The sequence below is a fragment of the Actinomadura barringtoniae genome (genome assembly GCF_017573505.1).
Taxonomy (GTDB): Bacteria; Actinomycetota; Actinomycetes; order Streptosporangiales; family Streptosporangiaceae; genus Spirillospora; species Spirillospora barringtoniae.
Window position 1 is genome coordinate 381,161 of the sequence record NZ_JAGEOJ010000007.1, and the last position, 19,722, is coordinate 400,882.

18 protein-coding genes are annotated in these 19,722 nt (G+C 71.3%); 5 read left to right on the forward strand and 13 right to left on the reverse strand.

Translation table 11 applies throughout. The features are described from left to right. Positions 1–7 precede the first annotated feature (7 nt). The 8 genes from ptsP to J4573_RS19500 all read right to left on the reverse strand — a co-directional run bounded on the left by ptsP (position 8) and on the right by J4573_RS19500 (position 7,439). On the reverse strand, positions 8–1,882 hold the full coding sequence (ptsP, locus tag J4573_RS19465) for a phosphoenolpyruvate--protein phosphotransferase (RefSeq protein WP_208257152.1): 1,875 nt from the start codon (positions 1,880–1,882) through the stop codon (positions 8–10). Continuing rightward, on the reverse strand, positions 1,866–2,159 hold the full coding sequence (locus J4573_RS19470) for an HPr family phosphocarrier protein (protein ID WP_208257153.1): 294 nt from the start codon (positions 2,157–2,159) through the stop codon (positions 1,866–1,868). Before J4573_RS19470 ends, ptsP begins: the two co-directional genes overlap by 17 nt. A gap of 227 nt (positions 2,160–2,386) precedes the next feature. Continuing rightward, entirely contained in the window at positions 2,387–3,424 is a 1,038-nt protein-coding gene (locus tag J4573_RS19475; protein ID WP_208257154.1) for a zinc-dependent dehydrogenase, read from the reverse strand. Positions 3,425–3,614: 190 nt separating this feature from the next. After that, on the reverse strand, positions 3,615–4,067 hold the full coding sequence (locus tag J4573_RS19480; RefSeq protein ID WP_208257155.1) for a PTS mannitol transporter subunit IIA: 453 nt from the start codon (positions 4,065–4,067) through the stop codon (positions 3,615–3,617). Continuing rightward, positions 4,060–4,371 carry a PTS sugar transporter subunit IIBC family protein gene (locus J4573_RS19485; protein WP_208257156.1) on the reverse strand — a complete coding sequence of 104 codons (312 nt, stop codon included), beginning with the start codon at positions 4,369–4,371 and terminating at the stop codon, positions 4,060–4,062. The genes J4573_RS19480 and J4573_RS19485 overlap by 8 nt, the downstream gene beginning before the upstream one ends. Before the next feature lie 39 nt (positions 4,372–4,410). Then, on the reverse strand, positions 4,411–5,658 hold the full coding sequence (gene mtlA / locus J4573_RS19490; protein WP_208257157.1) for a mannitol-specific PTS transporter subunit IIC: 1,248 nt from the start codon (positions 5,656–5,658) through the stop codon (positions 4,411–4,413). Positions 5,659–5,742: 84 nt separating this feature from the next. Next, positions 5,743–6,681 carry a 1-phosphofructokinase gene (gene pfkB / locus J4573_RS19495; RefSeq protein WP_208257158.1) on the reverse strand — a complete coding sequence of 313 codons (939 nt, stop codon included), beginning with the start codon at positions 6,679–6,681 and terminating at the stop codon, positions 5,743–5,745. Next, positions 6,678–7,439 carry a DeoR/GlpR family DNA-binding transcription regulator gene (locus J4573_RS19500; protein WP_208257159.1) on the reverse strand — a complete coding sequence of 254 codons (762 nt, stop codon included), beginning with the start codon at positions 7,437–7,439 and terminating at the stop codon, positions 6,678–6,680. Before J4573_RS19500 ends, pfkB begins: the two co-directional genes overlap by 4 nt. Before the next feature lie 347 nt (positions 7,440–7,786). Here J4573_RS19500 and J4573_RS19505 point away from each other — a divergent pair, with 347 nt between their 5' ends. Then, positions 7,787–8,587, forward strand: coding sequence for a hypothetical protein (locus J4573_RS19505; protein ID WP_208257160.1), 801 nt, complete (start codon positions 7,787–7,789; stop codon positions 8,585–8,587). A 150-nt stretch (positions 8,588–8,737) separates the two neighbouring features. Here the strand turns inward: J4573_RS19505 and J4573_RS19510 are convergent, their stop codons facing one another. Then, positions 8,738–10,183: a DHA2 family efflux MFS transporter permease subunit gene (locus tag J4573_RS19510; protein WP_208257161.1), complete on the reverse strand. Its 1,446-nt coding sequence runs from the start codon at positions 10,181–10,183 to the stop codon at positions 8,738–8,740. Between the two features lie 52 nt (positions 10,184–10,235). On the opposite strand from J4573_RS19510, the gene J4573_RS19515 reads away from it, so the two are divergent. Then, positions 10,236–10,973, forward strand: a complete 738-nt coding sequence (locus J4573_RS19515) for a TetR/AcrR family transcriptional regulator (protein ID WP_208257162.1) — start codon at positions 10,236–10,238, stop codon at positions 10,971–10,973. A gap of 14 nt (positions 10,974–10,987) precedes the next feature. On the opposite strand, the gene J4573_RS19520 is transcribed toward J4573_RS19515, so the two are convergent. Together J4573_RS19520 and J4573_RS19525 are read right to left on the reverse strand one after the other, a co-directional pair. After that, positions 10,988–11,569, reverse strand: a complete 582-nt coding sequence (locus J4573_RS19520; RefSeq protein ID WP_208257163.1) for a hypothetical protein — start codon at positions 11,567–11,569, stop codon at positions 10,988–10,990. Positions 11,570–11,675: 106 nt separating this feature from the next. Continuing rightward, the gene (locus J4573_RS19525) at positions 11,676–12,626 is read right to left on the reverse strand and encodes a LysR family transcriptional regulator (RefSeq protein ID WP_208257164.1); all 951 of its coding nucleotides are present in this window, start codon (positions 12,624–12,626) and stop codon (positions 11,676–11,678) included. Positions 12,627–12,720: 94 nt separating this feature from the next. Here J4573_RS19525 and J4573_RS19530 point away from each other — a divergent pair, with 94 nt between their 5' ends. Together J4573_RS19530 and J4573_RS19535 are read left to right on the forward strand one after the other, a co-directional pair. After that, positions 12,721–14,004 (forward strand): TDT family transporter, encoded by a 1,284-nt coding sequence (locus J4573_RS19530; RefSeq protein WP_208257165.1) that lies wholly within the window; start codon positions 12,721–12,723, stop codon positions 14,002–14,004. A gap of 113 nt (positions 14,005–14,117) precedes the next feature. After that, entirely contained in the window at positions 14,118–15,566 is a 1,449-nt protein-coding gene (locus J4573_RS19535) for a hypothetical protein (protein ID WP_208257166.1), read from the forward strand. 82 nt (positions 15,567–15,648) lie between these two features. On the opposite strand, the gene J4573_RS19540 is transcribed toward J4573_RS19535, so the two are convergent. Further along, positions 15,649–16,695, reverse strand: coding sequence for an adenylate/guanylate cyclase domain-containing protein (locus J4573_RS19540; RefSeq protein ID WP_307796713.1), 1,047 nt, complete (start codon positions 16,693–16,695; stop codon positions 15,649–15,651). Between the two features lie 150 nt (positions 16,696–16,845). On the opposite strand from J4573_RS19540, the gene J4573_RS19545 reads away from it, so the two are divergent. Further along, the gene (locus tag J4573_RS19545) at positions 16,846–17,625 is read left to right on the forward strand and encodes a MerR family transcriptional regulator (protein WP_208257168.1); all 780 of its coding nucleotides are present in this window, start codon (positions 16,846–16,848) and stop codon (positions 17,623–17,625) included. 22 nt (positions 17,626–17,647) lie between these two features. Here the strand turns inward: J4573_RS19545 and J4573_RS19550 are convergent, their stop codons facing one another. Next, complete coding sequence (locus tag J4573_RS19550; protein ID WP_208257169.1) at positions 17,648–19,558, reverse strand: RNA polymerase sigma factor; 1,911 nt, start codon at positions 19,556–19,558, stop codon at positions 17,648–17,650. Positions 19,559–19,722 lie beyond the last annotated feature (164 nt).

The following is a 19,722-nucleotide window of genomic DNA, read 5'->3' on the forward strand; positions in this document are numbered from 1 at the left end:
CCTCGCGTCAGCCTCCCCGCCGAGTGTCCGCGTTCACCGAGACCGCCGCGGCCTCGGTTGGTGAGCCGACAGGTGCCGGCGGTGCTGACGGTGGCGGCGAGCCGGTCTGCGGCGGCGTGCCGGGCTGCGGCGGCGTGCCGGGCGGTGGCAGCGGGCCGGGCTGCGGAACGGCTGGTCGGTTCACCGCCCCACGGGCTACTGCGGCACGGGCTACTGCCGCACGGGCTTGCGCGGCGTCGGCGGCGGCCAGCGCACGTTCGGCCATGCGTTCGCAGTCGGCCAGGTCGTGGGACGACAGGGCCTCGCGTACGGCGGGCAGGCTGCGCGCCGACATCGACAGGCGGGTGACACCCAGGCCGACCAGAATCGGTGCGAGCAGCGGATCGGCGGCGGCCTCGCCGCAGACGCTCACGCTCTTGCCGGCTTCCCGGCCGGCGCGCGTGCACATCGCGATGAGCTCCAGCAGCGCGGGCTGCCACGGATCGAGCAGGTCGGGCAGGTCGCCGCTCTGCCGATCGACGGCCAGCGTGTACTGGCTCAGGTCGTTCGTACCGATGCTCAGAAAGCCCGCGACCTGGAGAAGCGCGGACGCGCGGAGGGCGGCGGCCGGGACCTCGACCATGACGCCCGCGTTCGCCAGCCCGTGCCGTCCGGCACGTTCGGCGAAGTCCGCGGCCTCGGTCGCCGTGGAGATCATCGGTGCCATCACGCGGACGGTCGCGCGGGTCGAGGTCGCGGCGGCGGCGATGGCCCTGAGCTGGGTGTCGAGGACCTCGGGACGCCACCGTGCCGTGCGGAAGCCGCGGACGCCGAGCGCCGGGTTGGGCTCGTCGGCGAGGCCGAGGAACGGCAGCGGCTTGTCGGCGCCCGCGTCCAGGGTCCGGACGATCACCGTACGGTCGCCGACCGCGTCGAAGACCTCGCGGTAGGCGCTCACCTGCTCGTCGAAGCCGGGTTCCGTGCGGCGTTCGAGGAAGAGGAACTCGGTGCGGAAGAGGCCGACGCCCGCGACGCCGGTCAGGTCCGCGCTCGCCAGATCCGCCGCCGAGCCGATGTTGACCATCAGGTCGACGCGATGGCCGTCCGCCGTGCTGCCGGGTTGCCGGCTCGCGTTGGCGAGCCGGGCCTTCAGGTGTTCGCCGCGCTGCTGGTGGGAGGCGACCTCGTCGTCGCCGACTCCGATCCGTACCTCACCGGTCGTGCCGTCCACGGTCGCGCGGAGATCCGACGTCTCCGCGGACACGGCGGTCAGCGAGGCCAGCAGGCCGCCGCACCCGACGACGGCCGGGAGACCGAGCGAACGGGCGAGGATCGCGGTGTGGCTGGTCGGCCCGCCGCGTTCGGTGACCAGCGCCAGCACGGTGGCGGGGTCGAGCGTCGCGGTGTCGGCGGGCGCCAGGTCGTCCGCGATCAGGATGAACGGGTGACCGGGCGCGGGCACCCCCGGCATCGGCTCGCCCAGCGCGACCGCGATCGCGCGCTGGGCGATGTCGGCCAGGTCGGTGGCGCGTTCGGCCAGGTGCGCGCCGGCCTCCAGCAGCACGCGCCGGTACTCGTCGAACGTGCCGTGCAGCGCGTGGACCGCGTCCTCGCCGCGTTCGGTACGGACGCCGAGGTCGCTCTCCAGCATCGGGTCGGCCGCGATCGCCGCCTGCGCCTCGAGAACGTCGCGGGCGTCCTTGGTGGGGGCGTTCCTGGCACGTTCGGCCAGGTCGGCGCGGACCGCTTCCAGCGCGTTGACGGCGGTGGCGAGCTCGTAGCGGGGGTCGGTCGCCGCCAGCGGGGGCGGCAGCTCGGGCGGCCGTCCCATCGGCAGCACGGGACCCGCCGCGAGCCCGGGACTCACGCCGAGGCCGCGCAGCGGCTCAGGCGGATTCGGCATGATCGGGCTCCTCCGCGTCGAGGTCGCGGGCGAGCAGGTCGGCCAGCTCGTCGAGCGAGGCGTCGGCTCCCTCACCCTCGGCGTGCAGGGCCACCTCGGCCCCCTGCACGGCGCCGAGCGTCAGCAGGCCGAGCAGGCTGGCCGCCGGAACGGGCCCCTTCTCGCCAGAGCTGATGGTCACGCCGACCGGCTGCCGGGCGGCCGCCTCGGCGAAGATCTTCGCGGTACGGGCGTGCAGGCCCTGGGCGGAGCCCACGGTCACGATGCGTTCGGGCACTGGATCCTCCGTTGTCGAAGCGGCTGGGGCTGGACGGCCGGGGTTGGGGAGGGCCGGGGTTGGGGAGGGCCGGGGTTGAGGAGGGCTGGGCAGACTCGGCGGTTCGGGCTGGGACGGCTCCCGCGCGCGGCCGGTCGCTGGATCTCGCGAGGCCGCGAGGCGGTGGCGTGCCTCGCGAGGTCGGCCTGCGCGCGGGAGCCGAGTACATGGGGTGGACTCCGGGGTCGTCAGGGCTCGATGGTCACCTTGATGGCCTCGCCGCGCGCGACGAGATCGAGGGCCTCGTGGATGGACGCGAGCGGCAGGCGGTGCGTGATGAGGTCGTCCACCGGCACCGCGCCGGAGCCGATCATCGCCAGGGCGCGCGCGTTGTGGGACGGGCTGGAACCGTTCGCCCCGACCAGGCTCAGCTCGCGGTAGTGCACCTTGTTGGAGTCGACCGAGATGATCGGGTCGTCCTTGGGCAGCCCGCCGAAGAAGCTGATCCGGGCGCCCGGCGCGGCCATCTCCATCGCCTGGACCTGCGCGACGCCGGACGCGGCGGCGGTGATCGCCACGTCGACGCCGCGGCCCTCGGTGAGGTCGCGGATCGCCTCGGGAACGTCCAGGTCGGGCGTCGCCCACACGGCACCGTCGGGCTTGACCAGCGCGGCGGCCTGTTCGAGCCGGTCGCGGTTGACGTCGATCAGGAACACGCGGCCGGCGCCGTTCGCGCGGGCCACGCGCACGTGCAGGCAGCCGACCGGTCCCGAGCCGAAGACGACGACGTCGTCGCCGTCGGACACGCCCGCGATCTCCTGGCCGTTCATCACGCAGGCGAGCGGCTCGGCGACGGAGGCCTCGGCGAACGAGACGCCGTCGGGGATCCGGTTCACGCCCTGCACCGCGAGCACCTTGGCGGGGATGACCATGTACTCGGCGAACGCGCCGTCGTAGTGGTAGCCCATCGACTCCTGGTTGACGCAGACCGTCATCCGGCCGCGCCGGCACTCCGAGCAGTGCCCGCAGGGGATCGCCGCGATCACCTGGACGCGGTCGCCGGGCGCCCAGCCGGGCGCGTCGCCGCCGACCACCTCGCCGGCGATCTCGTGGCCCATCACGCGCGGCGGCACGATGTGGTGGTGCCCGAAGCGGGAGATCTTGACGTCCGTGCCGCAGGTCGAGCAGTTGCGTACGCGGATCTTCAGCTCCCCGGGCCCGGGCTCCGGCTCGGGGGCGTCCTCCAGGCGGATGTCTCCGGGAGCGTAGAAGCGAGCGACTTTCATCGTGTCCGTTCCTGTTCGCTGGGTTTCGGGTGAGCCGTGCGGTGACGTCGGTCGGTTCGATTCGGTCCGAACCGGGTCGGTTCGAACCGTTTTGTGACGCGAGTTGCCTCGCGGGTCGTTGCGTCGGCCGTTACGCGGGTTGCCGCGCGGGGCGTGACGTCGGTCGTGACGTCGGTCGTTACGTCGGTCGTTACGTGGGTTGGTCGCTGGGCTGGAGGAGGCGCATGACGTCCTCGGCGGTGCCCGCCTCGCGGAGCCGGCGTGCCTGGTCGGGGTCCATCAGGACCTCGGCGAGTTCGGCGAGGATCGCCATGTGCCCGTCGCCCTTGGCCGCGATCGCGATGCAGACGGTGACCGTGTGGCCGTTCCAGTCCACGCCGTCGGGGAACCGCAGCACGGCCAGCGCGTCGTGGAGCACTTCGTCCTTGCCGCTCGCGGTGCCGTGCGGGATCGCCACGCCCTCGCCGAGGTAGGTGGAGATCGAGCGCTCGCGTTCGAGCATGCTCTCGGCGTACGCGGCGCTCACCGCACGCGCCTCGGCCAGCGCGCGGCCGCACTGCCGGATGGCGTCGTCGCGGTCGGCGGCCTGGACGTTCAGCCGGATGGCGCGCGGGTCCAGGAGCCGCGCGGTCGACTCAGGCACCCACCACACCGCCGTTCTTGATCGCGGTGACGACCTGGTTGACCGCCGGGTCGCCGATGTAGACCTCGAACGACACGATCACGACGTCCGGCGCCGCGCGGCGGGCACGGGCGGCGAGGCCCGAGTGGCAGACGACGACGTCGGCGTCGCCGGGGATGGAGTCGACGGGGGTGTGCTCCACCGTCACCGGCTCCTTCTTCAGCGTCCTGCGCAGCTGGCCGGCGAGCATGACACTGCTGCCCATGCCCGCGTCGCACGCGATGACGAGCTTCTTGATGTCCTTGCCGTCGATGCTGGTGACCATGATCGAACTCCGGTTCGTGGAGGGGGTCGGGATGCCGCGCTAGTGGGCGGCGGGCTGCTGGGAGGTGCCGTCGGTACCGGCCTTCTCCGTCGCGGGCTGCTCGTCGGACGACTTCGTCTCGCCCGAGGCCTCCGCCGACGCCGACGCCGACGCCGACGCAGGCTCGGGCGCTTCGGCCTCTTCCGAGGCCTCCGGGGTTTCGGCTCCTTCGGCCCCGTCCGCCGCCGCGGGCTCGGCGAGCTTGCCGAAGCCGAGGAGGAGTGCGCCGACGAAGAACGAGACGGCCGCCGAGGCCGCGATCCCGGTGTAGATGCCGATCCAGTTGTTCACGCCCTTCGGCGTCTGGGCGAAGTAGGCGAAGATGCTGCCCGGCGCGGGCGTGGCGACCAGGCCGGTGTGGAAGATCAGGAAGATCGAGACGCCGGTCGCGCCGCCCGCGATGGTGGCGAGGATCATCCGCGGCTTCATGAGGATGTACGGGAAGTAGATCTCGTGGATGCCGCCGAGGAACTGGATGATGATCGCGGCGGGCACGGTCGGGCGGAGCCGGCGCGGGCCGAAGAAGAAATAGGCCAGCAGCACGCCGAGGCCCGGGCCGGGGTTGGACTCCAGCGTGAACAGGATCGACTTGCCGTGCTCGGCCGCCTGCTGCACCCCGAGCGGGCCGAGGACGCCGTGGTTGATCGCGTTGTTGAGGAACAGCACCTTGGCCGGCTCGATCAGCACGGACGCCGCGGGCAGCACGTCGTGGTCGACCAGCCAGTTGACCGAATCGCCCGCCCAGGTGGTGAGGTGGTGCATGACCGGCCCGATGACGGTGCGGCCGAGCACCGCCATGGCCGCGCCGATGATGCCGGCCGAGAAGTTGTCGACGAGCATCTCGAACCCGGGCCGCACGCGGTCCTCGACGAGGCCGTCGAACAGCTTGAGCACGTACGCCGTCAGCGGACCGATGATCATCGCGCCGAGGAACATCGGCTGGTCGGCGCCGACGACGACCCCGATCGTGCCGACCGCGCCGACGACCGCGCCGCGCTGGCCGTGCACCATCCGGCCGCCGGTGTAACCGATCAGGATCGGCAGCAGGAACTTGATCGTCGGGTCGACGAGCTCGCCGAGCTCCTTGTCGGGCAGCCAGCCGGTCGGGATGAACAGCGCGGTGATGAGGCCCCACGCGATGAACGCGCCGATGTTGGGCATCACCATCCCGGCCAGATAACCGCCCACCTTCTGGACCCGCGCGCGGATCCCGGTGCCGGTTACTTCGGGGGTGTACGCAGTGGCCATGACGGCCTCCTGTCGATCGGGGGGTCGAATTCGAACGTCGTCGTTGCTCTTGTCGTCGTGTCTCTGTCGATGTCGGCGGGCAGGTCAGGTGAGGAGGGCTCGGTCCAGGTCGGGGCGGGGGTGGAGGCGTACCAGGTCGCGGCGGATGTCGTTCGGGCCGGGCATGCGGCTGGCGGGCTGGCCGACCGCGGCGGCGCCCCAGGCGAGGCCCTCGCGGAGGGCGGCGGGGCCCTGCGCGCCGGCGGAGAGGAAACCGGCGAGGAGCGCGTCACCTGCGCCGACCGTGCTGTTGGGGTTCTCGACCGGCGCGGAACCGGCCGTGATCCCTTCGTCGTCGACGAGCACGGCGCCGTCCGCGCCGAGGCTCACCAGGACGGTTCGGGCGCCGCGGGCGCGCAGGGCCCGCGCCGCCTCGATCACGTCGCTGAGCCGGTCGACCGGGCCCCCGACGGCCTCCGCGAGTTCCTCGCGGTTGGGCTTGATCAGGTCGGGTCCGGCCGCGACGGCGGCGAGCAGCGCGGGCCCGCTGGTGTCCACGGCCACCCGGATGCCCGCCGGGACGAACGCCTTGCACAGCTCGGCGTAGATCGTCTCCGGGACGCCGGGCGGGATGCTGCCGCAGCCGACCACCCAGCTCGCCGAGTCGGCCTCGGTGGCGACGACCTTGGCCACCGCGTCGAGCTCGCCGCGCGACAGCGGTCCGCCCGGCTCGTTCAACTTGGTGACCAGGCCGCCGGGCTCGGCGATCGTCACGTTGGAACGGGTGTGCCCGGCGGACGGCACCGCGCGCACCTTCATGCCCTCGGCCTCCAGCATCCGGCGGAGCTGGTCGCCGTCGGGTCCGCCGACCGGGACCACCGCGGTCGAGTCGATGCCGTTGGCCAGCAGCGCCCGCGACACGTTCACGCCCTTGCCGCCGGGGTCCAGGCGTGCCGAACGGGTCCGGATCACGGCGCCGCGGGTCAGCGAGTCGACCTCGATCGTGCGGTCCAGGCTCGGGTTCAGGGTCACGGTGACGATCACGCGAGGACCATCCGGATGCCCGCCTGCTCGAACCCGTCGGCGAGCTCCTGGTCGAGCGCGTCGTCGGTGATCAGGGTGTCGATGTCGGCGAGGTCGGCGAACCGGGCGAGGTAGTCGATGCCGACCTTGGTGTGGTCGGCGAGGATCACCGACCGCCGGGCCGCGCCGATCATCGCCCGCTTCATGGCGCCCTCCGCGGGGTCGGGCGTGGTGAAGCCCCGCTCGAGGGACACCCCGTTGGTGCCCATGAAGGCAACGTCGGCGTACAAATGTTCCAGCATGTGCAGGCTCCCGTCGTCGACGGTGGCGAGCGTCCGGCGCCGTACCCGGCCGCCCAGCATGATCACGGTGAGGTTGGGGCGGGCGGCGAGGGTGGCCGCGAGCGGCGGGGAGTTGACCACGACCGTCAGCTCCCGGTCCACCGGCAGTGCCTCGGCGAGCCGTTCGGACGTGGACCCGGCATCGATGATCACCGAGCCCTCGTCCGGCAGCTCGGCCAGCGCCGCCTTGGCGATGCGCTCCTTCTCGGCGGTCATCACCGAGTTGCGCGCCGACAGCGCCGGCTCGAACCCGAGCCGTTCCACCGGGATGGCCCCGCCGTGCACCCGCCGGACGACACCGGCGCGCTCCAGCACGGTCAGGTCCCTGCGGATGGTCTCGCCGGTCACCGACAGGGTCTCCGCCAGCCCGACGACATCGACGCGCCCACCCGAACGGGCCCGCCGAAGGATCTCGGCCCGCCTCTCCTCCGCGTACATGTTGATTCGCTCCTGGTTATGTTGGTTCTTCTGTGTTTAGCCCTCCATCCCACGCGCGGTCAACCCCCGAACGCCAACGATTTGTGACCGCGATCACCCCGGCGCCGCCCGGCGACCACCCCGAGGGCGGGCGCCGGCAGCCGCCTCACGTACGCGCACATGAACGTGCGTGCGGACGAGCGCGCGAACGTGCGTGCGCGAAATTGCGCGCGAAATAAGCCGCGATCCATTTAACGAATGAACCCTAAGATTCCTTACAAGACACTTAACGCGACGCTAAAAGCGGAGCGCGAAAACGTTGATATGAACGCATTATCTGGAAGCTCCCGACGCGAGAGGGAAGATCAATGCGTGTCATCCGAAAAAAGGTTCTGGTCGGCGCGACCGCCCTGGCGACCGGGGCGGCCGCACTCACCGGAGCGGTGGCGCTCTCCTCGGGCTCAGCGAGCGCCAAGAACAACGTCGATCTCTCGGACCTCAAGATGATCGACACCTGCCCGCAGATGGAAACGCAGACCAGGTACAAGGCCGATCGGTGCCAGTTCGAGCCGACGAGCTACGAGTCCTACCAGAGCAAGTTCTACATTCCAGACGGCGACATGAACGCCTGGAACTGCGGTTCGGAGGTCGCCGACCACCAGTGGCAGCTCACCGTCGTCGAGCAGCAGACCAACAGCCTCGGGATCGACTTCCACGTGGGCGTCGAGCTCTTCAAGATCGTGGAAGCGTCGGTCACGCTCAAGTACGGCCATGAGTGGATGCACGGCACCTGGCAGTGGACCGGCAACACCGAGCACATCGCCCCGGGCAAGGTCGGTTGGATGGAGATGTCCACCGAGATGCTCAAGGTCAACGGCAACTGGAAGATGAACTTCGGTGACCCCGTCGCCTTCGACCCGAAGGGCGACCCCGGCGGCTACCACTACGAGTGGACCCTGTTCGGCTACTCCCAGACAGCGCAGAAGAAGGAAGGCAACCGCAGCGTCGTCTTCAAGGACCGCGACATGACCCCGGAGGAGAAGGAGCGGGTCTGCGGCAGCAAGGGCCTCGGCCCGGGTGAGCCGCCCCCCGGCACCCAGAACAAGGCCGTCGTGAACAACCCCGGCCTGGTACTCACTCCGCTCGACCCGACCCAGCCCGACATGTAGCCGACCCGTCCGGTCCCGATCCGTCCGTCCCTCGACCCCGTCCGTCCCTCGACCAGCCCCACCTCTGCGCACCTGAGTCACCTCTTGCACCCCGGTCGAAGCCCTCACCCCGGCCGGGGTGCCAACGCGCGCTCAAAGCGGGCGGTGGTCTCAGTGGCCTTGCTGGGCGTGCTTGGGGAGGAGGCCGACCAGGAGCAGGGTGACCAGGAAGAGGGCGGCGGCCAGGCCGGTGATGAGTTCGCCGGCGTCGAAGAAGCCGCCGTGCGCGGCCTGGGCGAAGAAGGCGGTGCCCAGGGCGGCGGCGCCGGTGGCGTTGGCGAACTGCTGGGCGGCGTTGAGCATGCCGGAGCCGGTGCCGACCTCGTCGGAGGTCGCGTCGCCGAGGACGTAGTCGAAGATCGGAATGAAGACCAGGCCGGAGCCGAAGCCGGTGATCAGCAGCGCGGGCGCGAGGGTCCAGGAGGTCAGCGAGTCCTGGGTGTACGCGACGGTCACGCCGAGGACGACCAGGCCGGCGGCGGCGATGCCGAGACCGAGGTGCAGGGTGGCGCGGCCGAGCCGTTCGGCCAGGAAGGCACCGGCGAGGCCGACGGCGACCGCACTGCCCAGAGCCCAGGGGATCAGGGTCAGGCCGGTGTGCAGAGGCGTCCAGTGCGCGCCCAGCTGGAGCATCAGGTTGAGCGCGAGCTGGAAGCCGGTGAGCCCGGCGTAGAAGCCGCCGACGATCACGAGGCCGACGATGAAGCTGCGCTTGCGGAAGAGGGTCGGGGCGATCACCGGGTGGGCGCTGCGGCGTTCGGACCAGGCGAACAGCGCGAGGACCGGGACCGAGGCGGCCATCATGGCGTACGTCCAGAGCGGCCAGCCGAGCTCGCGGCCCTGCACCAGGGGGATGATCAGCAGCGCCGAGGCCAGGGTGAGCAGGCCGACGCCGCGCAGGTCCAGGCGTGCGGTGGTGTCCTCACCGGCGTTGCGGGGCAGGAAGAGCGCGCCCAGAAGCAGGGCGGCGACGCCGATCGGGACGTTGATCAGGAAGATCGAGCGCCACTCGCTGCCGAAGAGGTTCAGGTGCAGCAGCCAGCCCGCCAGGATCGGGCCGGCCACGGTGGCCAGGCCCATGATCGGGCCGAACGGGATGAGCGCCCGGCGCAGGTGCTGCGGCAGGAAGACGATCTTCACGAGCGCGAAGCCCTGCGGGATCATCACCGATCCGCACAGGCCCTGCAGAACGCGGGCGCCGATCAGGAACCAGACGCCCGGCGCGAGGCCGCAGGCCAGTGAGGCGAGGGTGAATCCGGCCAGGCCCGCCAGGAACAGCCGGCGGCGGCCGACCAGGTCGCCGAGCCGGCCCGAGGTGACCAGGCCGAGGGCGAACGCCGCGGTGTAGGCGGCCGGCACCCACTGCACGGTGGAGTCGGCGCCGCCCAGGTCGGCGCGGATCGAGGGGCCGGCGAGGTTGGCGACGGTCGAGTCGAGCACGTCCATGATGTCGGCGACGACCACGACCGCGAGGACCAGCCAGGCCCGGCGCAGAGGCAGGACGGGGGACTCGACGGCGGGCGACCGTGCCACTGGAGAACTAAGTTCAGTAGTCATGAACTAAGTTCTATGTGGCGAACTTAGTTCTTGTCAACGGTAAGGTGAGGGCATGGCCCCAGATCCGAAAGCCCGCCGCGCCGCCCGTCACCTCCAGGCGAGCGACCAGACCGGTGACCGCAAGGGCGACGCCTCGGTGCGGCCCGCGCCGCGCCGCGAGCCCCTCACGGTCGACCGCATCGTCGACGCGGCGCTGCGCGTGGTCGCGACCCAGGGCTATGACGCGCTGACGATCCGCGCCATCACCGGCGAGCTGGGCACCAGCCCGTCCTCGGTGTACGCGCACGTGGTCAACAAGGCCGACATCGACGACCTGATCATCGGGCGGCTCAGCTCCGAGCTCGTTCTGCCCGAGCCCGACGCGGAGCGGTGGCGGGAGCAGCTCCTGCACGTGTACGGCCAGATCCGCGATCAGTACCTGCGTTATCCCGGCATCTCACGCGCCGCGCTGGCGACCGTCTCCACCAACCTGGAGACCCTGCGGGTCGGCGAGGCCATCCTGGCGATCCTGCTCGCGGGCGGGGTCGAGCCCCAGACCGCCGCCTGGGCACGGGACTCGCTGTCCCTGTACGTCGCCGCGTACACCATGGAGATCGCGCTGGTCCGCGCGCGTCAGACCGATCATGACCAGGAGTGGGTCGTCGATCGCGACGAGCTGATGGGCCGCCTCCGCGCCCTGCCCCAAGACCAGTTCCCGCAGACCAGAGCCCATGCCGCCGAGCTGACCTCCGGCAGCGGCCACCAGCGATTCGACTTCACGCTCAATCTGATGCTCGACGGCCTCACCTGACGGCGGCGTTTCGATCACCAGCTCGTTTTGAGAACGTTCACCTTGGCCTTCGCGGTGCACCCCGGCGGGAGCTGCGTAAAGGAGATGTTGCCGGTCCGGTCGCGGTGGCTTCGGTCGAGCAGTTTGCGGCAATCGCTGTCCACGGTCGCGACGAAAACGGTGAACACCCTCCCGATATCTCGCTTGCCGTCGCCAATGGGCTTCAGAAGGAAACGCCATTCGCGGTTCGGCGCGATCACGGGGCCGTTGTCGATGAGGTAATACTGCCCGTTGTAGGCGAGCACGAAGAGGCGCAGAACGGAGTCGTGCAGGTCACCGGCATGGCCCTGGACCAGCACGCCTTGCCGGCCGTTCACTTTCGTCAGCTCGCGCGGCGCCTCGATGGTCACCTGCTGTCCTTGCGACGGCTTGGACGACGTCGAGGTCAGCGGTTGTGGCACCGGCGGGGGAACGTCGTTGCTGGTCTCGTTGCCGCCGGCGTACAGCCCCTGCGTACCGGCGAACGACACCAGAACGGCCGAGACTGTCCCAACAAGCCAAAAGAAGAGGTATTTCCGCTGGAAACCACGGGGGGCGGGCCGCGAACCATGGCTCATGACCGGGCTCCTCATCGCGCCCGGAGCTCTGCGCGATCTTGGTTATCTTCCGGGTTAAGTTTGTTTCCTTTGTTTTTAGCGGCGAATGTGTGGGCAGTCAAGGGCCCTAGACCGACCCCTGGGCTGACCCCTGGGCCGCCCCCTGAAGCGACCCCTGGCGGCGGCGCCGGGTCAACGAGAGGAGGTCCCTGGCGGGGCCTGCGGGGCGCTGCCCCTGAGGCCACACCGCGCGAAGCGGACGGCTGAGGTCCAACTCGGGCACGGGCACCGAAACCAGGCGCCCGTCTGCCAGTTCCTCGGCCACCGCGAGCTCACTGACCGCCGCAGGACCGGCGCCCGACACGGCGGCGGCCTTGATGGCGGTGGTCGAGCTGAGCTGAAGGAGCGGACGGGCCGGGCCGTCGTACTTCAGGAGAGACCGATCGATGACCTCTCGCGTACCGGAGCCCTCCTCGCGGAGCACGAGCGGCGTGGCGGCCAGCTCCGCTGCGGTCACCTCGCTGCGGCGGGCCCACGGGTGGCCGGGCGCGACCACGACGACCAGGCGGTCCTCGCTGATGACCGTTCCGCCAAGGCCCGCCGGGGACGTGCGGCCCTCAACGAAGCCGAGGTCGGCCTCGCCCGCCAGGACCTGCTCGGCCACCGTGGTCGAGTTGGCCGCGCTCAAGGTGACGGCCGTGTCCGGATGCGTCTGGCGCAGGGCCAGCAGCCAGCCCGGGACGAGGTACTCGGCGATGGTCATGCTCGCGGCGATGCGCAGGCGGCCGTCGCGCCCCGCACGCAACGCCTCGATGCCCGCGTCCAGCGCGTGCGCGGCGTCGATCACCTGCTGGGCCCACTCGGCGACCAGGGACCCGGCCTCGGTGGGCCGCGAGCCGCGCGGTGAACGTTCCAGGAGAGCCACGCCGAGCTGCTGCTCCATCGACTTGATCCGGCCGCTCGCGGCGGGCTGGGTGATGCCCAGCTCCTCGGCGGCGCGGCCCAGGCTGCCCAGCCGTACGACGGCCAGCAGCAGCTCCAGCGCGCTCAGCTCGGGAACGCGATGTGACAACGGCATGATCCCAGTCTAGGCAGAGCTCATAAGTCGAGCTTATGTACTCATAGGAACGCGCCCCCTACTGAGCTGCGGTGATCCGGCCGAGAGTGGAGGCATGACCGCAACCGCCACCCGGGCGACGCTGCCCGGATCGTTCGTCCGCACGGAGCGGCTCCGCCAGCTGGGGCCCAACTGGTACGCCTGCGTCATGGGCACGGCGATCATCGCCACCGGCGCCTACGCGCTGCCGGTGTCCGTGCCCGGGCAGCACTCCTTCGCGGTCGTCATGTGGGCCGTCTCGTTCGCCATGCTGATCGTGCTGAGCGCCGCGCGCGGCCTGCACCTGCTGCGGCACCGCGACCAGGCCCGCTTCCAGCTCCTGGAGAACCCGGCCACGGCCGTCTTCTACGGCTGCCCGCCGATGGCGTTCCTCGCGGTCGGCTTCGGAACGCTGGTGCTCGGGCAGGACGTGCTCGGCGCCGAGGCGGCGGTACGGATCGACGCGGTGCTCTGGACCGCCGGAACGATCTACTCGCTGGCCGTCGCGTTCGGCATCCCGTACCTGATGATGACCCGCCACGACGTCGGCCACGGCACCGCCAACCCGACGTGGCTGCTGCCGGTCGTCGCGCCGATGGTGGCCGCGGCGCTCGGCCCCGCGCTGATCCCGCACCTGCCGGCGGGCGAGCCGCGGAGCCTGATGCTGTACGGCTGCTACGCGCTCTTCGGCGGCAGCCTGCTCGCGACGCTGATCATCCTTCCGGGCGTGTGGACGCGGCTGATGCACGATCCGCTGCCGCTCGCGATGGTGCCGACGCTGTTCCTGGTCCTCGGGCCGCTCGGCCAGTCCACGACCGCGGTCAACCAGATCGCCTCCGCCGCCCCTTCCGTGGCGCCGGCGTACGCGGGAGCGATGTCCGCCTTCGCCGTGCTGTACGGGGCGTCGGTGATGGGCTTCGCGCTGCTGTGGCTGGCCCTGTCGATCACCGCGACCGTACGGGCGCTGCGCTCGGGCATGCCGTTCGCGATGACCTGGTGGGCCTACACCTTCCCCCTCGGCACGTGCGTGACCGGCGTCTCCGCCCTGGCCAAGCGCATGGACCTGAACGCCATGACGGTGCTCGCGGTCGGCCTCTACTTCCTCCTGGTCGCCGCATGGACCATCGCCGCGACCCGCACCCTGCGCGGCATCGTCTCCGGCAGCCTCTTCCAGCCGCCCACCCCGGCGCCGGCGCCCGCTCCGGCATCCGCTCCGGCATCCGCTCCGGCATCCGCTCCGGCATCCGCGCCCGCCCTGGCATCCGCGCCCGCACCCGCTCCGGCGTCCGCGCCCGCTCCGGCACGCGGTCCGGCACCCGTCGGCGCGGCTGCACACGCTTCTGGCCTCGGCGGACGCTGAAGATCACAGACCGGTCTCGACTGGTCAAGGGCGGTCAACCCGGAGATCAGGTGGCACGTCTCTCCATCGCGCGATTGATCTTTTCGCGCGATGGAATCTGAGTAGGTGACCATTTGAGACGAACCACGCTGGGAATCGCCGGCGCGCTGACGCTGACCCTCGCGTCCGCCGCGATCTCCGCCCCTCCCGCGTTCGCCGCAGCCGACAAGGCCAAGGTGACCATCACCGTCCAGTCCGACCGGCAGACGGTCGACGCCGAGCACCCCTCCGCGACCATCACCGGTCAGGTGATGTCGCAGAAGGACGGCGAGGACGCCAAGCCGCTGGCCGGCGTCAAGGTCGATCTGACCGTTCCGGACCAGACGAACGTCGACGACCCGACGACCGACGCCGACGGCAAGTTCTCCGTCGCCTACACCTCGTCCGGCAACGCCAACGCCGTGCACGCTGCGGTCGCGGCCACCGACGAGCTCGAGGCCGCCGAGGCGAGCACGCCGGTCATCCAGGTCAGCAAGGCGCAGACCCGGGTGAACGTCGTCGCCGACAAGCCCAAGCACGACTTCGGCAACGCGTTCACGCTGACCGGCACCGCCGAGTGGGAGTCCAGCACGGGCTGGCGCCCGCTGGCGAACACCGCCGTCGCCGTTCACGCAGACAACTCCAGCTGCAGCACGGGTGCGCAGAGCGCCAACGCCACCACCGACGCCGCCGGGCACTACTCGGTGCAGGTCAAGCCGCAGTGCGACACCTCCGTCTGGGCCGACGTCAAGCCCGGCGGGTTCTACCAGGACTCCTCGAACACGCAGTCCCGGTGGCTGCTCGTGCGCGCGCAGACCTACGTCGACAGCTTCTCCGCGAGCATGGACCCCTACGGGTGGTTCAAGGCCTCCGGGCACGTGTCCTCGCGGCGCGTTTACCACAACCTCGCGGGCCTGGTGCAGGTGCAGTACGCCTACCCCGGGAGCGACCGCTGGAAGACCGTGAAGACGGTCAAGGTCAACAGCGGCTCGTTCAGCACGGCCTTCCGCGTCAACACCTCCGGCAACTGGCGCGCCCAGTTCCTCGGCACCGCCGACGGCATGCCGTCGACCGGCCCGGTCCGCAAGGTCTGGCGCTGGGGCACCCGGATGGGCAAGATCAAGGTCTCCCCCGGCAAGGTTCGCAAGAACCGGTACGTGACCACGTCGGGCACGCTCACCCGCTACTGGAAGCTGACGCAACGGACGCCGACCGCGTTCGGCGGGCAGCGCGTCCGGATCATCTTCCGGTTCAAGGGCAAGAAGACCTGGTACCACCTCGCCTGGGCCACGACCGACCGCAAGGGCCGGTTCAGCAAGAAGGTCAAGGCGTACGGCGACGGCTACTACGCGGCCGAGTTCGAGGGCACCAGGGACACCTGGGCCGTCGGCTCGTCCAACACCCCGTACGTGAACACCTACGGCGTGAGCGGCCCCGGCTCGTCCGGCGGCCTGGCCGGGATCCAGTCGCTGGCGACGCCGTTCGCCCAGCTGCTGACCCTCAACGGCACGGGCGGCGCGGGCTCTCCCGCGGCACGTCCGTAACCGGCATCACCTGAACGACCGGACAGAGGCGGGGCCGCTCGGAATCCGAGCGGCCCCGCCGCACGTCTACAGCCCGGCCGCCTCAGTCCCGATCGCTCCCCTTGGCCGACCGATCGCCCGGCCTGGTGGAACGGCCTGCGCGGCGCAGGACTCGGGGGCGGACCCGGCCCAGGCCCTGGAGGGGGCGCGGGCGCAGGGACGAGATGTCGTACGCGGCGGAGCCGTTGAGCTCGGTGGCCATGCCGCCGTCGATGAGGACCGTTCCGGGGTGGGCGGTGGCGGTGAGGCGGGCGGCCAGGTTGACCGGGGTGCCGAAAACGTCGCCCAGCCGCATGACCACCTCGCCGTACGCCAGGCCCACGCGGACGCGGGGGAACTCGGGGTCCTCCTCGCAGCGTTCGGCGATGTCCAGGCCGATGTCGGCCGCGGCGGACGCGCCGGTCGCGACGAACAGCACCTCGTCGCCGAGGGTCTTCACCAGGCGGCCGCCGCGGTCGGCGACGAGCCGGCTGGCCGACGACTCGAACCGTTCCACGAACTCGGCGAGGCTCGCGCCGTCCATGCGGCGGCTCATCCGGGTGAACGAGACGACGTCGGCGAAGCCCACGGCCAGCGGGGTGATCCCGACCGACGGGTCGGCGCGGACGGCGGTCGTGCTGGCGGCGGCGCGCAGTCCGGCCGCGGCCATCTGGCGCCGCCACCCGTGCAGCATGAGGCGTTCGAACGGGTGGCGCAGCTCCTCGGTGACCGCCAGGACGTTCATCACCAGGTCGGGCGTGAGCGGCTCGTCGGGCGGGAGCTGGTCGCTCAGCCGTCGCAGCCAGACGTCGCCGAGCCAGCTCGCCAGGCGGCCCATGGTCTGGCCGACGGCGCGGGACAGCTCCACGACCATGGCCTCGTCGATCAGGTCGTTGCCGAGCAGCTCCTTGATCTCGCGGAGCGCCTCCAGGTCGCCGTCGGTGAAGGCGACCTCGTCGTCGGGGGGCGCGGGGAAGCCCAGCGCCTGCCAGATGCGTCGGGCCGAGTCCTCGTCGATGCCCGAGAGCGTCTCCAGCTCTTTCCGGGTGTAGCGCACGGGACCACCGAGCAGCGACGCCTCAAGGTCCTCAGGAAGCCTGTGGTCCACCACGGCCCACCTCATTATGTGTCATTGACCGATGTAACAATAGTGCCGAGTAAGATCAGGGCGGTCAAGGAGAACGAGTCCGGCGGACCGCCGAGCACGGCTTGCCCCCTGGGCGCGGGGGCGGCGGTGCGGGGGTTGCGGGGAGGCGGGGACATGGCCGAGTACCGAATCGACGACCTGGCCCACGCGGCGGGGAGCACGGTGCGGAACATCCGCGCCTACCAGGATCGCGGGCTGCTGCCGCCGCCCCGGCTCGAGGGCCGGGTGGGCCTGTACGACGACACCCATCTCGCCCGGCTGCGCCTCATCGGCAAGCTCCTCGGCCGCGGCTACACCTTCGCCATCATCAAGGACCTGATCGGCGCGTGGGAGACCGGCAAGGACGTGAGCGAGGTCCTCGGGCTGGAGAAGGTCCTCACCGATCCCTGGTCGGACGAGATCCCCGGAACGGTGACGCTCGAGGAACTGGTCGCCACGTTCAACCCGAACGCGGACGAGGAGACCGTCGTCCGCAACCTGGAGCGCACGATCGAGCTCGGCCTGATCGAGCCCGAGGGCGACCACTACCGGGTGCCGAGCCCGCGGCTGCTGCACGTGGGCGCCGAGCTCGTCGCGGCGGGCATCCCGACCGACTCGGTGCTGACCATCGCCGCGCAGATCCGCGACGACTGCGACGTGATCGCGGGGCGGTTCGTGAACCTGGTGTACGACCACGTCTTCACCCGCCTGAACACCGAGGCCGCCCCGACCAGCGACGAGGTCTCGGAGATCGCCGCCGTCGTGCGCCGGATGCGGCCGCTGGTCAAGATGGTCGTCGACCCGTTCATCGCCCGCGCCATGGAGGTCCGCGTCCAGGCCGCCCTCGGCACGCAGCTGGAGACCATCCGCGACCATCTCGTCGCCGAGGCCGAAGCCGAGGCCGCCGGAGCCTGAGGCCGGGCGAGGACCGGGGTGGTCAGCCGAGGGAGATGCCCCAGGTGACGGTCACGTCCTGCCGCTGGCCCTGGGCGTTGATGAACGTGAGCGTGCTCTGACCCGGCAGGTTGATCAGCGCGGTCTGCAGGGTGATGGTCACCTCGGTCGAACCGCCCTTGGCGAGGCTGCCCTGTGCCGGAACGACCGTCAGCTGCTTGCTCCCGGACTGAGAGCTCCAGAAGACCGGACCGCGCTGCGCGCTCACGTGGATCCGGGCGGTCTTGGTCCCGTACAGCTCCACCTTCGCGGTGTCGACGGCCATCACGCCGGGCGGTTCGGGCTGGCTGGGCGGCTTGGAGCTCGGGCTCGGCACGGGATTCGGGGGATTGTGCTCGTCCAGCTGGGGCCGCGGCGGAGCGGCGCCCGCACCGCCGCCGCCCGGCCTGCCGTCGTTGCCGGGCGCCCCGGCCTGCGGATTCTGGGACTGCCCGCCCGAGCCGCGCTTGCCCTGATGGTCGGTGATGGACGGCTGCGGATGGGTGTGCAGCGGCGGCCACGTCAGCATCGACGAGGGCAGGTCGCCGCCCATGAACAGCGTCGCGAGGACGGCGGTCACGACCGCGCCCGCCATGCCTCCCCCGGCGAACAGCCAGCGCCTGGTGTACGGCGAGGGGATGTCGGGCTGGCTGGGCATTCCGCCGGGCGTCAGGTTGCCGCCGCGCGCCGCGATGTCGGTCCGGTAGCCGGCGAGCTCGGGATCGGTGGCGGTGTGGATGACGCGGTGCCGGAGCGCGGCGGGCAGCACGGGCGCGGGCGGCATCACCAGCAGCGCCGCCGCCGGGACCTGGCGCCGCTGCCGGCAGTCCCGGCACGTGGCGAGGTGACGCTCCAGGCGTACGTCGTCGGGCTGCGCGGGCGCGGCGGTGGGGGAGAACAGCCGGTCGGCGAGCGAGACCTCGGTCTCGGCCTCGGAACGGCGACCGCGGCGCGAGGTTGACCCGGGCCTTGACCGGTCCTTCCGTACGGTCGCGGGCATGCGCAGCGTCAGCCGGGCCGGGCGGCGCGTGGGCGGCCGTACGGCGACCTCGGGCGGCGGGACCCGGCGGGGTGGAGGCCGCTTGCCCGGCGCCGGAGCGTCCTCGTCGGCAGAGGCGCCGGCCGCCGCAGCGCCCGACCCCCCGCTACTCGACCCTCCTGAGCCAGGTCCTCCACTGCCTGGTCCTCCACTGCCCGGTCCTCCGCTGGCGCCGCCGTTCTGTGCGGAGGCCTGCAGAACGACCTCGGAACGCCGCGCACCCTCGTCGAGGGCCTCGGTGTGACCGGCGAGCTCGCGTTCGGCGTCGGCGGCCTTCAGCGCGCGCACGGGCTCCCTGCCGTCGGCGCAGCGGGCCGCGAGGCTGAGCAGCTCCGCGTCCACCGCCGCCTTCAGCCGCCGCTGCGCCCGTACGGTACGGGCGGCGGCGCGGCGCGAGGACAGGCTCAGCGCGGCGCTGAGCTCGGCGGGACGCAGACCGTGCCGGACGACCAGCAGCAACGTCTCCTGATCGGCGAAGTCCAGGCGGGCCAGCGCGCCCTCGAGCAGCTCGCGCCATTCCGCTGTGAACGGCCCGAGCACCTCCTCACCGACCCGGTCGATGGCGGCGGGATCCTGCTCCCAGCTGAGCCCCCGCGTTCTCCCCCGCTGCAGGCAGCGCCGCCGCGCCGCGCCGTACAGCCACGACCGCAGCCGCAGCTGGTCGCGCATGCGCGGCGCCCGGCGGGCGGCGTCGATGAACGTGTCGTGAACGATGTCGGCGGCGATCCGATACTCGCCCGACATTGTCAGACAGTAGTCGTACAAACGCTCGGCGTAATCGTCGTACAACGCGGCGAGCGACGCCTTGTCACCTTCTTTGAGGCCGTACACCAACGTTCGGTCGGCGGCGGCGTCGAAGGAGGACCACCTCGGCATACGCTCTCCCGGGCTCCAGCGTGGGAGTCACCCCCGGAGGTCGGGGGACATCTGGACATTTGAGCCCAACCTGCTTACACCCCTGTGCCCCATCTGCACCACATGATCCCCTGAAATGGCGATGAAGGGTGACCCCGGGGTGAGCTCTACGTTCCCTCCCGTTC

Coding starts and splice junctions, on each gene's coding strand:
- J4573_RS19475 (WP_208257154.1), bottom strand. CDS start 3,424: ATGAAAGTCGCTCGCTTCTACGCTCCCGGAGACATCCGCCTGGAGGAC.
- J4573_RS19530 (WP_208257165.1), top strand. CDS start 12,721: ATGACCGCAACCGCCACCCGGGCGACGCTGCCCGGATCGTTCGTCCGC.
- J4573_RS19485 (WP_208257156.1), bottom strand. CDS start 4,371: ATGGTCACCAGCATCGACGGCAAGGACATCAAGAAGCTCGTCATCGCG.
- J4573_RS19525 (WP_208257164.1), bottom strand. CDS start 12,626: ATGCCGTTGTCACATCGCGTTCCCGAGCTGAGCGCGCTGGAGCTGCTG.
- mtlA (WP_208257157.1), bottom strand. CDS start 5,658: ATGGCCACTGCGTACACCCCCGAAGTAACCGGCACCGGGATCCGCGCG.
- J4573_RS19510 (WP_208257161.1), bottom strand. CDS start 10,183: ATGACTACTGAACTTAGTTCTCCAGTGGCACGGTCGCCCGCCGTCGAG.
- J4573_RS19515 (WP_208257162.1), top strand. CDS start 10,236: ATGGCCCCAGATCCGAAAGCCCGCCGCGCCGCCCGTCACCTCCAGGCG.
- J4573_RS19500 (WP_208257159.1), bottom strand. CDS start 7,439: ATGTACGCGGAGGAGAGGCGGGCCGAGATCCTTCGGCGGGCCCGTTCG.
- J4573_RS19520 (WP_208257163.1), bottom strand. CDS start 11,569: ATGAGCCATGGTTCGCGGCCCGCCCCCCGTGGTTTCCAGCGGAAATAC.
- J4573_RS19545 (WP_208257168.1), top strand. CDS start 16,846: ATGGCCGAGTACCGAATCGACGACCTGGCCCACGCGGCGGGGAGCACG.
- ptsP (WP_208257152.1), bottom strand. CDS start 1,882: ATGCCGAATCCGCCTGAGCCGCTGCGCGGCCTCGGCGTGAGTCCCGGG.
- J4573_RS19505 (WP_208257160.1), top strand. CDS start 7,787: ATGCGTGTCATCCGAAAAAAGGTTCTGGTCGGCGCGACCGCCCTGGCG.
- J4573_RS19550 (WP_208257169.1), bottom strand. CDS start 19,558: ATGCCGAGGTGGTCCTCCTTCGACGCCGCCGCCGACCGAACGTTGGTG.